The sequence below is a fragment of the Yersinia sp. 2553 StPb PI genome (assembly GCF_052217105.1).
In the GTDB taxonomy this organism is placed as follows: domain Bacteria; phylum Pseudomonadota; class Gammaproteobacteria; order Enterobacterales; family Enterobacteriaceae; genus Yersinia; species Yersinia enterocolitica_E.
In genome coordinates, this window is the sequence record NZ_JAZGPX010000002.1 from 3,817,518 (window position 1) to 3,832,947 (window position 15,430).

Genomic DNA, 15,430 nt, shown 5'->3' on the forward strand with positions numbered 1-15,430 from the left:
ATGATCCCAATTATAATCGGATTAATATACGCCGAAGCTCCCTGCCCAAATTGCTGATAACACTGTCGCATTACCGTATTTTGGGCGCAAGGGAACTCCTGCGTGTAGGGTCGCAATAAATTGTTATTTAATATAATTTCTATTTTTCCACCCGAATTATTAACCGGAAGAAAATAGTTTTTTAACGGCTGATATACGCTTTATCTTTGTTAGGATTATTTCCCTGATAATTGTATTAGATAATTTATTAATTAATCGAACGAGGGCAACTTACCATTCGGCGACGGCACCATCAGGATAGCGCCAAACCGGATTTCTCCAATCAGGGGCATTCTTGCTGCGTTCAATCACTAATTCCTCATTGATTTCTACCCCTAAGCCGGGTTTCGTCAGTGGATAGAAATGACCATCGGTCATTTTGAAATCGTCTTTATTAATCACATAATCCAGCAGCTCAGCACCTTGGTTGTAATGAATCCCCATGCTTTGCTCCTGCAAGACTGCATTGCGGGCGACAAAATCAAGGTGCAAACAAGACGCCAATGCAATTGGCCCAAGTGGGCAATGTGGTGCTAATGCCACATCATAAGACTCTGCCATAGCGGCAATTTTAAAGCACTCAGTCAGGCCACCAGCATGAGATAAGTCAGGTTGAATAATTGCCAGCCCGCCATCGGCCAATACCCGTTTAAATTCAAAACGGGAGAACATCCGCTCGCCTGCTGCGATAGGAATATGGGTTTGTGCCGCCAGACGGGGATAATATTCTGCCTGTTCAGCTAATACGGGTTCTTCAATAAACAATGGGCGATAAGGTTCCAATTCTTTAATCAGGATTTTTGCCATTGGCGCATTAACCCGACCATGAAAATCTAAACCAAATTCAATACGGTTACCAAAGGCTTCACGAATTTGTGCTACGACCGCTACTGCGGCATCAACTTTACGGGCATTATCAATCAGGCCCATTTCCTCACATCCATTGAGTTTAAACGTATCAAAACCAATCTCAGTAAGTTTATTAATACCGCTAATCACATCAGACGGACGATCACCGCCAACCCAACTGTAAGCTTTAATTTTATCGCGAACCAATCCACCCAATAATTGGTAAACCGGAACTCCCAACGCTTTACCTTTAATATCCCATAGCGCCTGATCGATGCCGGCAATAGCACTCATCAGAATAGGACCACCGCGATAGAAACTGCCGCGATATAATGTCTGCCAAATATCGTTGATACGCGCCGGGTCTTGCCCGATAACATATTCCGATAACTCATGTACCGCAGCTTCAACGCTACGAGCACGCCCTTCAATTACCGGTTCACCCCAACCAATAATGCCTTCATCGGTTTCGATTTTCAGAAACATCCAGCGTGGGGGTAAACGGTAAGTGGTTAGCTTGGTAATTTTCATTTTGTAGCATCCTTAAAGGCTTTAATAAACGCAGCCGCTTGTTGTGCGGTCTGAGATACCGATTGGCCTGCGCGGTAAAGGTCACCGCCCAAACCAGCACCAGCACAACCCGCAGCCAAATAAATAGACAAATTCTCAGGTGTAATCCCACCAACGGCAAACACCGGCACCTCAGGGGGCAATACGGCTTTTAATGCTTTGATATAGTCGGGACCAAAAGAGACCGAGGGGAAAATTTTCAGGGCTTGCGCGCCTGCATCCAGCGCCGTGAAAGCTTCAGATGCGGTGGCACACCCAGCGCAAACCGTCATGCCTAACTCAACAGCCCGACGGATCACCGCCGGTTGGGTGTTCGGCGTGACCACCAGCTTGCTGCCCATGCTATGCAACACATCCAGTTGCTCGGGTTTCAGTACCGTGCCCGCACCAATTAATGCACGATGACCAAATTCCGCGACCGTTTGCGCGATACTCACTTCCCATTGTGGGGAATTCAGCGGAATTTCAACCGCATCAAAGCCTGCATCAAGCAGAGCGGCCACATGGTCATGAACTTCCGCCGGTGTGATGCCGCGCAAAATGCCAATCAATGGCATGTTAGTATTCCATTTCATTTACAATACTCCTGATTCCCGCTTGAAAAGCCTGATCGCCATCCAACACCTGATAAAGCATCCCAGCCATCTCTAACCCTTGGGTATAGCGCTCAACCAGTTTAGGATTGCCAATCACCGTAATACACTCACCAGCAGCGAGCGGATATTGCTGCTGCATCTGCACGATTTCATTGCCAATCAGCAGGCCAGAAAGCCAGTCGCCGACCGATGTTCGCTTCAATCGACCCAACACATGGGCAGCACGCGTCTCAAACAGACAACGCATGATATTGCTGTCATTAAAGCTTTGCGTCAGGCCATCGATAAACGCAGTATTGTCCGGTAATTGAGCCTCCAGCCCTGCCCCCACCAATGAATTATTCAGCAGCAAATAGTGCAATTCACCTGTCATCAGAGTGCGGAAATCCATGACCTGGTCACCCTGCATTTGCACCCATTTACTGTGAGTTCCCGGCATTAAATAGACTGATGAAGGCCGTTCGCTATACGCACCGATCAGTTGGGTTTCTTCACCACGCATCACGTTGCGGTTATCTGGCTTATCAACACATAAACCGGGGATAATCCATGCCCGAATTGGCTCAGCCTCCGCCACACAAGTTAATTGACGCGATACCTGCGTAAGACGGGTTGGGCAAGCAAGATAAGGCACTGAAATCCAACCCGCATTGCTGCCAATCATGCCCGCCATCAGCACTGGCAAGTCATACTGTTGCTGCTGCTCGCGCCACGGCGCGATAACCTGCTGAAATATCTGCTGCGCACTTTGCCCATTAAAGCGAGTGACCCCAGCTTCTGAGCGCAACATATCTACACATTCACCACGTAAATAAAGCCAAGCACGCAGATTGGTCGATCCCCAATCAATGGCGATATAGCTTTTATCCATAACTCTGCTCACTCATGTAATATCCTTTAGCCGTTTAGCGGAGCTGGCTATCATGGTTAACGCAGCCCGTTCTGCCGCATCAGCATCTTGATGGCGAATAGCGTCATAAAGATCCTGATGCTCTTGTAATGTGCGCGGCATGTTTTCTTCATCAGGCATGTAGGTTCGTTCAAACACCGCCCGTTGCAGAGAGCTGATTGCCACACTGAGTTGCTGTAATACCGGATTGTGTACCGAAGCCAATACCGCCTCGTGATAGCGGATATCCGCTTCGTTAAATTCGTCTCTATCTTGATGATTGGCGATCATTTCATTGAGTGCCGTTTCAATCACCGCCAGCTCTTTCGAGGTTGCCCTTTCGGCAGCCCAGCGGGCGATAGTTGGCTCGACCAGATTACGCACTTCGCTCATCGCACTGATTAAACGTGGGTCATAATCACTGGCCAGCGCCCATTGCAGTACATCGGTATCGAGATAATTCCACTGATTACGGGGCCGGACAAACGCTCCACGAAAACGTTTCACTTCAATCAATCGCTTTGCCATCAGCGCCCGAAAAACCTCACGAATCATGTTACGAGAGGTTTGAAATTCCTCACAAATTTCCGCTTCGGCAGGCAACGGTGAGCCCGGTGGATATTTGCCTTCAACAATCTGCTGACCAATAACCAAAATAATGCGGTCTGTTTTACTGAGTTGTTCTTTTGTCATGTTCGCTCCGGTTATTTCAGGTTAACCAATAATGATTCCCTTACTTTACGCATCTCTTGATTAACCGTCCCCACAACGCCGCACAATTTTCAAACTTTGTCATTCAACACAAACAGATTGTAGAGCTATACTTTATTTTTGTACTACAATTTGGATCGCAAAATAAGCAATCCATCACAAAATGAATGAAAAAAACGGCATAACCCCTGTGCATTTAGAAATAAAAGTCTAATATGGATTTTTAATTCCAAATAAAATGACCTATGCTTAATCGATACCAGCCCATTGCCGATGCAATCGCCACCCTTTTCTCTCCCTATGCAGAAGTCGTCATTCATGACTTAACCAGCCAAAAATTGGTTTATATCGCCAACAACTATTCACAGCGGGAATTAGGGGAAGACTCCAATCTCAGTGAGTTGCGATTTGATCAGCACTCACAGGTGATCGGGCCTTACCAAAAGCGTAATTGGGATGGCCGTCAACTGCGTTCCATCAGCACGGTATTACGTGATGACAATAGGCAGCCAATTGGATTGTTATGTATCAATCTGGATATCACCGTATTTGAAAGTGCCAAAGCAGCACTGGAGCTATTCCTGTCAGGGCAACAACTACAGCCACAACCGGATGTGCTGTTTCAGGATGATTGGCAGGAACGCATCAACACTTATATCCATCATTGGTTACAGCAGCAGCAGCTCACGCTAGCAGCTTTGAATAATGCTAGCCGCCGGATGCTCATTGAGACCCTCTATCAACAGGGCGCATTCAACGGTAAGAATGCAGCAGGTTACGTGGCAAAAATCCTCGGCATTGGTCGGGCGACTGTTTATAACCATTTGAAAAATATAAAAACCAGCTAAAGGATTTTAAGGAACCGTCATGAATACATTATTCGATGCCATTAAAGAAGCTCATCAGGTATTACGCCCACAAGTGAGAGTGACGCCGCTGGAATATAGCCCATTGCTATCGCAGCACAGTGGCTGCGAAATCTATCTTAAGTGTGAGCATCTGCAACATACCGGTTCTTTTAAATTTCGTGGAGCCAGTAACAAGTTGCGTTTGTTGACCGATGAACAGCGCCAGAACGGCGTTATTACTGCCTCGACCGGTAACCACGGGCAAGCTATGGCGCTAGCGGGGAAACTGGCAGGAGTGAAAGCCACCATATATGCGCCAGAGCAAGCGGCAGCTATCAAGCTGGAAGTTATTCGCGCACTGGGCGGCCATATTGAACTGGTAGCAGGAGATGCTTTAAATGCCGAACTGGCTGCGAGTATCGCCGCAGAGCAGCAGGGCAAAGTCTATATCTCTCCTTATAACGACCCGCAAGTGATTGCCGGGCAAGGTACCTGTGGCATGGAGATGGTGGAACAGCAACCAGACCTTGATGCTGTGTTTATTGCCGTTGGCGGTGGTGGCCTGATTTCTGGTATTGCGACAGTTTTAAAGAAATTATCGGATAAAACACAGGTGATTGGTTGCTGGCCGGCGAATGCCACCAGCATGTATACCTGCCTGCAAAATGGCCAAATTCAGGAAGTGGCAGAGCAGGAAACCCTGTCTGACGGTACCGCCGGAGGTGTTGAACCCGGAGCCATCACCTTCGCACTTTGCCAACAGTTGATCGATCAGAAAGTCCTGGTGAGTGAGCAGGAAATCAAAGATGCCATGCGCTTGATTGCCCACACAGACCGTTGGATGATTGAAGGTGCTGCTGGTGTGGCATTAGCGGCAGCGTTGAAACTGGCACCACGTTGGCAAGGTAAGAAAGTGGCAGTGGTACTGTGCGGTAAAAATATCGTACTGGAAAAATATCTGGGAGCCATCGCCGAATGCTAATTTTGAGTAAGCAACAAATTCTTGACAAGTTCGATGCAGATGCCATCACCTTGCTGCTCAAAGAGGGCTTTATTGCATATAGCCAGCAGCAAGTGCAAATGCCCCCAGTGCAACATTTGCTGTTTGGGCAAGCCAACGGTGATTGCTGTATTAAAAGTGGGTATTTGCAAGGTGACAGTCAGTTTGTGGTAAAGGTTTCCGGCGGTTTCTATGATAATCCCGCGCAAGGATTGGCCAGTAATCAAGGGCTGATGATGGCCTTTTCCGCCCTTACTGGCGAGCCACAAGCTATCTTGCTCGATGAGGGGTGGCTAACTGCGCTGCGTACTGCGCTGGCCGGGCGAATTGCCGCCGAGCTTTGCGCACCAAAACATATCAGTGCTATTGGTATCATCGGTACCGGTATGCAGGCACGGCTACATCTGATGTACCTAAAAAGTGTGGTGGCATGCCGTCAGCTATGGGTTTGGGGTCGCAGTGAAACGGCATTAGAGGAGTATCGGCAGTATGCTGAAGATGAAGGTTTCGCGGTTAATACTACACTGAATGCCGCAAAGTTAGCCCGTCAATGCCAGTTGATTATCACCACCACACCGAGCAGAGAACCTATCTTGCAAGCGGCGGATATTCAGCCAGGAACCCATATTACGGCGGTCGGTGCAGATAGTGCAGGTAAACATGAGCTATCCCCTGAACTGGTAGCTAAAGCCGATAAAATATTGCTGGACTCATGGGCGCAATGCTCAGAATTTGGTGAGATTTCGCAGGCATTCCAGCAAGGGCTATTAGCAACTCACACCTTAACTGAGGTGGGTTCAGTTTTAGCGCAAGGTATCTCTTTTAGAGATAATGACCAACAGATCACTCTGGCGGATTTAACCGGATTAGGGATTCAGGATGTGCAAATAGTGAAAGGGATTCTAGGGTGATAAAAGAGAGGGTAGGCTTTTAGATTTTCTCTGTTGACCTTGAGCGCAATCAGGAATATTGCCGACAAAGTTTACAGGCCGAATGAGCCGCATGGACGCGGCGAAAGGTGCTGTCGAGCTGGGAGCGAGTCAGCACCGGTTCGATTAGCCGGTAAGCTGCCGGAGGGTATGGCGAAGCCACAATATTTCGCGCAAGCCGCAGGTGCAGGAGGGCCGGCCAGCCCTCTTGCTTGGTTGAGGCATAACGGTCGGCAATAGCAACAAATTGAATATCAACCGAAACCTGATCCGAGCAGCAAATTAATGAGCTACTGCATCAGTTAAATATCAAAGTACAAATTTCTCTATCGCTACCGCCACACCGTCTTCACTGTTGGTGCACGTGACAAACTGCGCTATCTCTTTCAATTCAGGGATAGCATTCCCCATTGCAACACCGACACCAGCATAGTTAACCATCGCAATATCATTACCCTGATCACCCAAAGCCATCACATTTTCCTGCGCAATGCCTAAGTGATCTGCCAGCATTTTCACCCCAGTCCCTTTATCCACTCGCTTACTCAGGATTTCCAGATAAAACGGTGCACTCTTCATGATAGTGAAACGCTCAAAAGCTTCGGCTGGCATCATCGCTAAGGCACGATCCAGTTTTTCTGGCTCGTCAATCATCATCACTTTAGGAAAACGTAATGTTGGGTCCATCTCTTCGATTGCACGATATTTCAATGGAATACCGGTCAATAACACTTCATGTAGGGTGTATTTGCTGATGTCTTTGTTCGCGGTATATAAGGTATCAAAATCAAAAGCCTGGAAGCTAACATCCATTTTGCGCGATAAAGCCTCGAAATAGAGGTAATCCTCAAAACTGATAGTTTCCTGCAAAATACACTCACCCGTGGCGGCTTTTTGCACTAATGCACCGTTATTGCTGATGCAATAATCACCACTGTTTTGCATATTTAATTCACGTAAATAACGTTGGACCCCAATATAGGGCCGACCCGTGGCCAATACCACACAGACCCCTTTAGCCCGGGCAGCATCAATAGCCTGCTTTACCCGTGGAGTGATTTCGTGCTGCGGATTCAGTAACGTGCCGTCCATATCGATAGCGATCAGTTCAATAGCCATAGGTCCTCACATTTATTTAACTAATGCCTCATGCTAACGCGATTCAGCGCTCAAATGCTAGTGAATGGGGTATGAGAGCCAATGGAATAAAAGCGTACGCGCGAGAAATCAATCAGGTAACGACGCATATACAGTCCCGACTTGGACTGGCACTGCAACTGGCATCAGCACAATTTCCCGCCATATATCTTGTATTGGGGTGACAGATTTCTTTGCGTAAACCGGATGTACGAATGATGCGTTTTTTATCCTCAATTAGCATGATCACCCAGGCCCGTCGCTGCCTGCCGCAAGAAGTGGAACGATGACATCACTGAACGGTGTTGGAATATTATGCGCACGCCCGCACCGCTGCACCACGCCGTTACGAATATCCCATTCCAGCGGACGATTCGCCTGACGGTCGGCAAGGATCGAAGTACCTAAATCAGCCGGGGCGCGATGAAAGCCATCCACAATCTCCTGCGGCACGTCATCACTTAGTTTTGCGCCTTCAGCTCGCGCGATGGTGAGGCATTCCCGCAGATAAGCGAGTGCCAACTCGGTGATGTCGGGACGTGTGTACATGCCAGCACGGCGATTCGCCAGTACCATCAACCCCGCCACCGCGTTCTGGAGCAGCTTGCGCCAGGCGATAGAGGTGAAATCAGCCGCCAGCTCGACTAAGCAACGGGTGCCACTTAGCGCGGTGAGCACCAAATTCGCCGGCGGAGAATCCGGCAAGGTAAGACGTGGTTTAGCACGCAGCCATACAGAAGCATCCGGTTCACGCTGTGCGGGGAACCACACTACTGAAGGCAGAACGGTGGCGCCACATACGTAAGGCGCAAGTTGGCTCATCTGCTCAACACCATTTTGCAGTGCGCACACCACGGTATTCTCATTGCATAAAGTCGCCAGCCATGGCGCTGCCGCGTCAACCTGAGTCGATTTTACAGCAACAAAAACCAGATCGACCGGCCGGGTAATCGCTGCGGGATGGATCTGCACTGGTCCGGGTACAATAATCTGGCCGCCGTCATAGCGTAGCTCTAGCTGCGAATGCGCAGTTCGACCGCAAAGTACCGGTGTACGTCCCACCTCATGCAGTACTGCTGCGATGGTGGTGCCAATAGCGCCCGGACCAATAAGCGCAATGGTTGGATTCAAAGACATCTTTCATTCTCCTGATTATCCTATGCTGTCCTGCGGCAACCTGATTGGGATATTCCATGCCCCCCAACCGTTACCTAATGAGGATCGAACCGATAGCAATTACGGTGCACGCCACCACTTTTCTGATGGACAGCGATTTGCCAAGAAATACACAACCTATCACCACGGCAAACAGCACGCTAGCTTCACGCAAAACTGACATCGCCCCATTGGCACATCCGACATAGCGTAAACCTGGTTTGCTGCTCTTGAGTTGATTTTGAATGTCATAACCCGATGAATTCTCAATGGGGTGCAAATAGGCAAAAAAAAGCCCAGAGGCAGCTTACTGCCCTGGGCTTTTCTATCCGATCAATCGCTTATCGGATTAAATATCGATATTGGCTGCGCGTAACGCATTCTCTTCGATAAAGGCACGACGAGGCTCAACCGCATCACCCATCAGGGTGGTGAATAACTGATCCGCTGCAACGGCATCTTTCACCATCACTCGCAGCATACGGCGGCTGGTTGGGTCCATGGTGGTTTCCCACAACTGCTCTGGGTTCATTTCACCCAAGCCTTTATAGCGCTGAATTGCCAAGCCACGGCGAGACTCTTTCACTAACCAGTCCAGCGCATCTTCAAAGCTTGAAACCGGAACTCGGCGTTCGCCACGTTCAACAAATGCGCCTTCTTCAATTAAGCCACGCAGTTTTTCGCCCAGTAGGCAGATCTTGCGATACTCACCGCCGTGGACAAAATCAAAGTCCAGATCATAATCGGTATCTACACCGTGGGTACGGATACGCAATATTGGCTCGAACAATTGACGCTCACGGTTTTCGCGCACCACAGAACTGTAGCTGCTGCCGTGCTGCTCTTTTTCATTCAGTAACACCACCAGTGAATCAATCCACTGTGTCACCACTGCTTTATCGCTCAAATCCTCTTCTTTCAAGGTTGGCTGATAAATCAGGTTATTCAGCAAAGCACGCGGATAACGGCGCTCCATACGAGCAATGGTCTTCTGAACGCTATAATGCTCAGCAACCAGTTTCTCAAAATGCTCGCCCACTAGCGGTGGTGCCTCAGGATTGACGTGCAATGCAGCGCCATCCAGTGCCAGTGTCATCTGATACTGTTCCATCGCATCATCATCTTTGATGTATTGCTCTTGTTTGCCTTTTTTCACTTTATACAGTGGCGGCTGAGCGATAAACACATGGCCACGCTCAATAATTTCCGGCATCTGACGGTAGAAGAAGGTCAATAGCAACGTGCGGATGTGAGAACCATCCACGTCGGCATCGGTCATGATAATGATATTGTGGTAGCGCAGTTTGTCAGGGTTATATTCATCCCGGCCAATACCACAACCCAATGCAGTAATCAGCGTTGCGACTTCCTGCGAAGAAAGCATTTTGTCAAAGCGCGCTTTCTCAACGTTCAGGATTTTACCTTTCAACGGCAAAATGGCCTGATTCTTACGGTTACGGCCTTGTTTCGCAGAGCCGCCCGCAGAGTCCCCTTCCACTAAGTAGAGTTCGGACAACGCGGGGTCACGTTCCTGACAATCTGCCAGTTTGCCCGGCAAACCTGCCAGGTCCAGCGCGCCTTTACGGCGTGTCATTTCACGCGCTTTACGCGCGGCTTCGCGCGCGCGGGCAGCATCGATAATTTTGCCAACCACGATTTTGGCGTCGGTTGGGTTTTCCAGCAAATACTCAACCAACTTCTCGTTCATCAGCGTTTCGACCGCAGTTTTCACTTCAGAAGAAACCAATTTATCTTTAGTCTGTGAGGAGAATTTAGGGTCCGGCACTTTAACAGAAACAACAGCAATCAGGCCTTCACGGGCATCATCACCAGTGGCGCTGATTTTCGCTTTCTTGCTGTAGCCTTCTTTGTCCATATAGCTGTTCAGCGTACGGGTCATCGCCGTGCGGAAGCCCACCAAGTGAGTACCACCATCGCGCTGCGGAATGTTATTGGTGAAGCAGTAGATATTTTCTTGGAAACCATCATTCCACTGCAATGCCACTTCCACACCGATATCATCTTTCATGGTGGAGAAATAGAACACTTTCGGGTGGATCGGGTTTTTGTTTTTGCTCAGATACTCAACAAACGCCCGAATACCCCCTTCATAATGGAAGTGGTCTTCTCTGTCGTTACGTTTGTCTTTCAGTTTGATTGATACACCGGAGTTCAGGAACGACAGCTCGCGCAGGCGTTTAGCCAGAATTTCATACTGGAATTCGATGTTATTGGTGAAGGTCTGGAAACTTGGCCAGAAACGCACGGTCGTCCCGGTCAGATCGGTTTCACCCACCATTTTCAGCGGTGCCTGAGGCACGCCCATTTTGTAGGTTTGCTCGTGAACTTTGCCATCACGGCGAATGACCAGTTCCAGCTTTTCAGACAGGGCGTTAACAACGGACACGCCCACGCCGTGCAAACCGCCGGAAACTTTGTAAGAGTTATCGTCAAATTTACCGCCAGCATGCAACACGGTCATGATGACCTCTGCGGCTGATACCCCTTCCTCTTCGTGCATACCGGTTGGGATACCACGGCCATCATCCTGCACAGAAACAGAGTTATCCGAATGGATGGTGACTATAATTTCTTTACAGTGGCCAGCGAGGGCTTCGTCGATAGCGTTGTCCACAACCTCGAATACCATGTGGTGCAGACCGGTACCGTCATCAGTATCACCGATATACATGCCCGGACGCTTACGAACCGCATCCAGCCCTTTTAATACCTTGATACTTGAGGAGTCATAAGTATTCGACATCAACGTTTCTCGCTCATTTTTAATCCTGTGGTTGAACCTCTATTTTGCCATGTTCCACGCGGAACATCTTGCCCTTTTCGCCTACCATGTCGGCAACTTGCTCAGCACTCACTGCGCTGACAAAAACCTGTGCCTGGGTAGCCTTGAGACGCTCGGCCAATAATCGACGACGGCCGGTGTCCAATTCGGAAGCAAAATCGTCAAGCAGATACAGGCAACGCCGCCCGCTCTGTCGGGTGAGAAACTCACCCTGCGCTAACCGCAGTGCGCACATCAGCAACTTCAACTGACCACGCGATAGCAAATCTTCTACCGGCGTACCCTCGGCCCGAATGCGGAAATCCGCTTTATGTGGCCCGATGGCGGTATAAGTTAGCGCGCGGTCACGCTCAAACTGGCGTTCCAGCAACTCACCATAGTCACTCTCTTTATCCCAGCCGCGCTGGAAAGAGAAACTCAAGGCAAACTCTGGCAGGAACAGGGAGCATGTGGCTGAAATATCTGCCGCAATTGCATCACTGTATGCCGCCCGCCACTCACTAATGCGTTCAGCCAGTGGGATAATTTCCTGATCCCAAGGCCGGATTTGCGCATAGCGACTAACCTGGCGCAGCGCGGCGTTGCGCTGCTTAAGTAATCTTTTTAGATTGCTCCAGGCCGTAAAAAAACCGGGTTCATTATGAAAGCAACCCCAGTCTAAAAAAGCGCGCCGGAATTTTGGCCCGCCATTCAATAAGGTGAACCCCTCAGGGGTGATCAATTGCATGGGCAGCATTTGCGCCAATTCGGCCACTTTGTGGCCGTCAGTGCCATCGATCCGCACCTTGCTATCACCCTGCCGGCTTTTACTTAGCCCAATAGATGATTCACGTTCATTCACATCAACCCGGCCATGTAACACAAACTCGGCACAGTCGTGACGGATCACTCTGCCTGCTTGTAAACTACGAAAAGCCCTACCATGGCCAAGGGTATAAATCGCTTCTAACACACTGGTTTTACCGCTACCGTTGGGGCCAACTAAAAAATTAAACCCCGCTGCCAGCGCCAAGTCTGCCGATTCGATATTACGAAAATCTTTAATTAACAACCGTGTCAGAGCCATGCTGCAAATGTCTTCATTATTGAACATCAAACCATCAAGGGCGTTATCGCATTACCTCTGAAAGAGGGCGTAATTGTCGCAGACAGATTGGGTGCGGACAGCGCACAACCACCGGAGCGTACTTAATGTACGTGAGGATGGTGAGCACTGCCCAATCCCAAGCTGGCAAGTAAGATAGCCCGCTATAGTTCAAAGACGCATTGGCATGACAACATAGGCCGCAGCCTGACTAGCACCGTCTTCAATCTGCACACTGGAGACCGAATCGGTCAATAACAGGCGCACATCTTCGCATTTCAGTGCATTCAGCACATCAAGTACATAGCTGACGTTGAAACCGATCTCCATTTCCGTTCCCTCGTAGCTAACATCGAGGATTTCTTCCGCCTCTTCCTGTTCAGGGTTATTGGCGGTGATTTTGAGCTGATTGTGACTGACATAGAGCCGAACGCCGCGGAACTTCTCATTTGACAAAATTGCTGCACGGGCAAAAGCCTGTTTCAGCAAGTCACAACCCGCTTCTAGCGTTTTGTCAGGGTTCTTCGGCAATACCCGGCGATAATCAGGGAAACGGCCATCAACCAGCTTAGAGGTGAAAATAAAATCCCCCACATGCGCGCGGATGTTGTTGCTGCCGATTTGCAGGCGCAGTGGTGTATCACCCCCATCCAATAACCTGACCAGCTCCATCACACCTTTACGCGGCACGATCACCGAATGTGAAGGTAATGTCTGCCCGATTGGCATGGAACATACCGCCAAACGGTGGCCATCGGTCGCCACAGTGCGCAGCTCTTCACCTTCAGTCTCAAACAGCATACCGTTCAAGTAATAGCGCACATCCTGATGAGCCATCGAGAACTGAGTGGACTCAATCAGACGTTTCAGTGTGGCTTGCGGTAAGGTGAACTCCACCTCACTCTGCCAATCATCCAGATTAGGGAAGTCCGCCGCGGGCAGGGTAGACAGCGAGAAGCGGCTACGGCCAGAGCGCACCAGTAGACGATCACCATCCAGCGCCACCGTGATTTCTGCCCCTTCTGGCAAACCGCGCCAGATATCAAAAAACTTCCGGGCCGGTACGGTGGTTGCTCCCTGGGTATGGGGATTAGACAGCGCCACGCGCGCGACCATCTCCATTTCCAGATCGGTCCCCGTCAGCAACAAAGAGCCTTCGGTCACTTGCAACAACAAGTTACCTAAAATTGGCAACGTAGGACGTCCACCCAGCGGGCTACTGACCTGTTGCAGCGGTTTTAGCAGATGCTCACGTTCAATGATAAATTTCATAGCGCTAGGAGGATAATGTTCTGATTAAGTTAGAGAAATCTTCTTTGATGTCGTGGCTTTCTTCACGCAATTGCTCAATCTTGCGGCAAGCATGCAACACCGTGGTATGGTCGCGGCCACCAAACGCATCGCCGATTTCAGGCAGGCTGTGGTTGGTTAACTCTTTTGCCAGCGCCATCGCCATTTGGCGCGGGCGGGCCACCGAACGAGAACGCCGTTTGGAGAGCAGGTCAGCGACCTTAATTTTATAATATTCTGCGACAGTCTTTTGAATATTATCGATGGTAACCAGCTTTTCCTGCAATGCCAGCAAGTCACGCAGAGCTTCGCGCACGAAATCAATGGTGATTGCCCGACCGGTAAAGTTGGCATTAGCTATCACACGGTTCAATGCCCCTTCCAGCTCACGCACATTGGAACGCAGACGCTTGGCAATAAAGAACGCAACCTCACCGGGCAAGCGAATATCATTTTCATCCGCTTTCTTCATCAGGATCGCGACTCGGGTTTCTAGTTCCGGCGGCTCAATGGCAACCGTTAAACCCCAGCCAAAACGCGATTTCAAACGATCTTCGACGCCATTGATCTCTTTTGGATAGCGATCTGAGGTCAAAATGATCTGCTGATTACCTTCCAACAAGGCATTAAAGGTGTGGAAAAACTCTTCCTGGGAACGCTCTTTATTGGCAAAGAACTGAATATCATCGATTAATAATGCATCAACGGAACGATAATAGCGTTTAAATTCTTCTATCGCGTTGTTCTGCAAGGCCTTAACCATGTCCTGCACAAAACGCTCCGAATGCATGTAAACCACTTTGGCATTGGCTTTACGCGCCATGATGCCATTCCCTACTGCATGTAACAGGTGAGTCTTACCCAAACCTGTACCGCCATAGAGGAATAACGGGTTATATGCGCCACCCGGATTATCAGCAACCTGACGTGCCGCAGCACGAGCCAGTTGGTTGGATTTACCTTCAACGAAGTTATCAAATGTGTGCTTCGGGTTCACATTCGAACGGTAAGAATGTTCAGGTTGAGCGGGCGAACTGTCCCAACTCGGGCGTACAGGGGCGCTGCGGGTAACCGGAGCGACAGGTGCACTAACACTGGCGGTTACTGGATGGCTGTGTGTTCTTACCGCCGGTTTACTCCCTACTTCAAAACGCAGTAAAGGAACCTCGGAACCACAAAAGTCATTAAGTAAGCCATTGATATTGTTTAAGTACTTATCACGGACCCAGTCCAGTACAAAACGATTAGGGGCGTAAAGCGCCAGAGTATTGTCACTCAGTTCCGCCTGTAGGGGGCGTATCCACATACTAAATTCTGTGGCAGGTAACTCATCCTGCAATCGGGCAAGACACTGCTGCCAAAGCGAAAGTGACACGGCGGACTCCACTCGAACAAGATCAATAAAAGAAAGAAATCAGGATTTTTTGTAACTCATCGTTTTTGACACACGCCAATATGGCCTGTAGCAAGCCAAAGTGACATGCGAACCGTTTTTCGGTTGTTTTTACGACTAACATCCCCCTACGATCC

The 15,430-nt window shown here is 49.3% G+C and carries 13 protein-coding genes; 3 read left to right on the forward strand and 10 right to left on the reverse strand.

The annotated features are described in order from the left end of the window. Positions 1-270 precede the first annotated feature (270 nt). From dgoD to dgoR, 4 genes are read right to left on the reverse strand one after another with little or no spacing between them, the layout of a single operon-like run. Positions 271-1,419: a galactonate dehydratase gene (dgoD, locus tag V2A84_RS18940; RefSeq protein ID WP_083161516.1), complete on the reverse strand. Its 1,149-nt coding sequence runs from the start codon at positions 1,417-1,419 to the stop codon at positions 271-273. Next, on the reverse strand, positions 1,416-2,033 hold the full coding sequence (locus tag V2A84_RS18945; protein WP_050087293.1) for a 2-dehydro-3-deoxy-6-phosphogalactonate aldolase: 618 nt from the start codon (positions 2,031-2,033) through the stop codon (positions 1,416-1,418). Before V2A84_RS18945 ends, dgoD begins: the two co-directional genes overlap by 4 nt. Next, on the reverse strand, positions 2,017-2,925 hold the full coding sequence (locus V2A84_RS18950) for a 2-dehydro-3-deoxygalactonokinase (RefSeq protein WP_083161518.1): 909 nt from the start codon (positions 2,923-2,925) through the stop codon (positions 2,017-2,019). Before V2A84_RS18950 ends, V2A84_RS18945 begins: the two co-directional genes overlap by 17 nt. A gap of 12 nt (positions 2,926-2,937) precedes the next feature. Continuing rightward, complete coding sequence (dgoR, locus tag V2A84_RS18955) at positions 2,938-3,636, reverse strand: D-galactonate utilization transcriptional regulator DgoR (protein ID WP_083161520.1); 699 nt, start codon at positions 3,634-3,636, stop codon at positions 2,938-2,940. 263 nt (positions 3,637-3,899) lie between these two features. Between dgoR and V2A84_RS18960 the strand changes: the two genes are divergently transcribed. From V2A84_RS18960 to V2A84_RS18970, 3 genes are read left to right on the forward strand one after another with little or no spacing between them, the layout of a single operon-like run. Further along, a complete protein-coding gene (locus V2A84_RS18960; RefSeq protein WP_083161522.1) occupies positions 3,900-4,502 on the forward strand; it encodes a helix-turn-helix transcriptional regulator in 603 nt (200 codons plus the stop codon). A 19-nt stretch (positions 4,503-4,521) separates the two neighbouring features. Next, positions 4,522-5,484 (forward strand): threonine/serine dehydratase, encoded by a 963-nt coding sequence (locus V2A84_RS18965; RefSeq protein ID WP_083161524.1) that lies wholly within the window; start codon positions 4,522-4,524, stop codon positions 5,482-5,484. After that, positions 5,478-6,413 (forward strand): ornithine cyclodeaminase family protein, encoded by a 936-nt coding sequence (locus V2A84_RS18970; protein WP_083161527.1) that lies wholly within the window; start codon positions 5,478-5,480, stop codon positions 6,411-6,413. The genes V2A84_RS18965 and V2A84_RS18970 overlap by 7 nt, the downstream gene beginning before the upstream one ends. Before the next feature lie 327 nt (positions 6,414-6,740). Here V2A84_RS18970 and yidA read toward each other — a convergent pair whose 3' ends face one another. From yidA to dnaA, 6 genes are all read right to left on the reverse strand, one after another. After that, on the reverse strand, positions 6,741-7,550 hold the full coding sequence (gene yidA / locus V2A84_RS18975) for a sugar-phosphatase (RefSeq protein WP_083161529.1): 810 nt from the start codon (positions 7,548-7,550) through the stop codon (positions 6,741-6,743). 264 nt (positions 7,551-7,814) lie between these two features. Continuing rightward, complete coding sequence (locus V2A84_RS18980; protein WP_372568427.1) at positions 7,815-8,705, reverse strand: oxidoreductase; 891 nt, start codon at positions 8,703-8,705, stop codon at positions 7,815-7,817. Between the two features lie 367 nt (positions 8,706-9,072). Further along, positions 9,073-11,487 carry a DNA topoisomerase (ATP-hydrolyzing) subunit B gene (gene gyrB, locus V2A84_RS18985; protein ID WP_083161534.1) on the reverse strand — a complete coding sequence of 805 codons (2,415 nt, stop codon included), beginning with the start codon at positions 11,485-11,487 and terminating at the stop codon, positions 9,073-9,075. A 19-nt stretch (positions 11,488-11,506) separates the two neighbouring features. Beyond that, positions 11,507-12,592, reverse strand: a complete 1,086-nt coding sequence (gene recF / locus V2A84_RS18990) for a DNA replication/repair protein RecF (RefSeq protein ID WP_083163975.1) — start codon at positions 12,590-12,592, stop codon at positions 11,507-11,509. A gap of 189 nt (positions 12,593-12,781) precedes the next feature. Continuing rightward, positions 12,782-13,882 carry a DNA polymerase III subunit beta gene (gene dnaN / locus V2A84_RS18995; protein ID WP_005186756.1) on the reverse strand — a complete coding sequence of 367 codons (1,101 nt, stop codon included), beginning with the start codon at positions 13,880-13,882 and terminating at the stop codon, positions 12,782-12,784. Positions 13,883-13,886: 4 nt separating this feature from the next. Further along, positions 13,887-15,275: a chromosomal replication initiator protein DnaA gene (dnaA, locus tag V2A84_RS19000; protein ID WP_083161536.1), complete on the reverse strand. Its 1,389-nt coding sequence runs from the start codon at positions 15,273-15,275 to the stop codon at positions 13,887-13,889. Positions 15,276-15,430 lie beyond the last annotated feature (155 nt).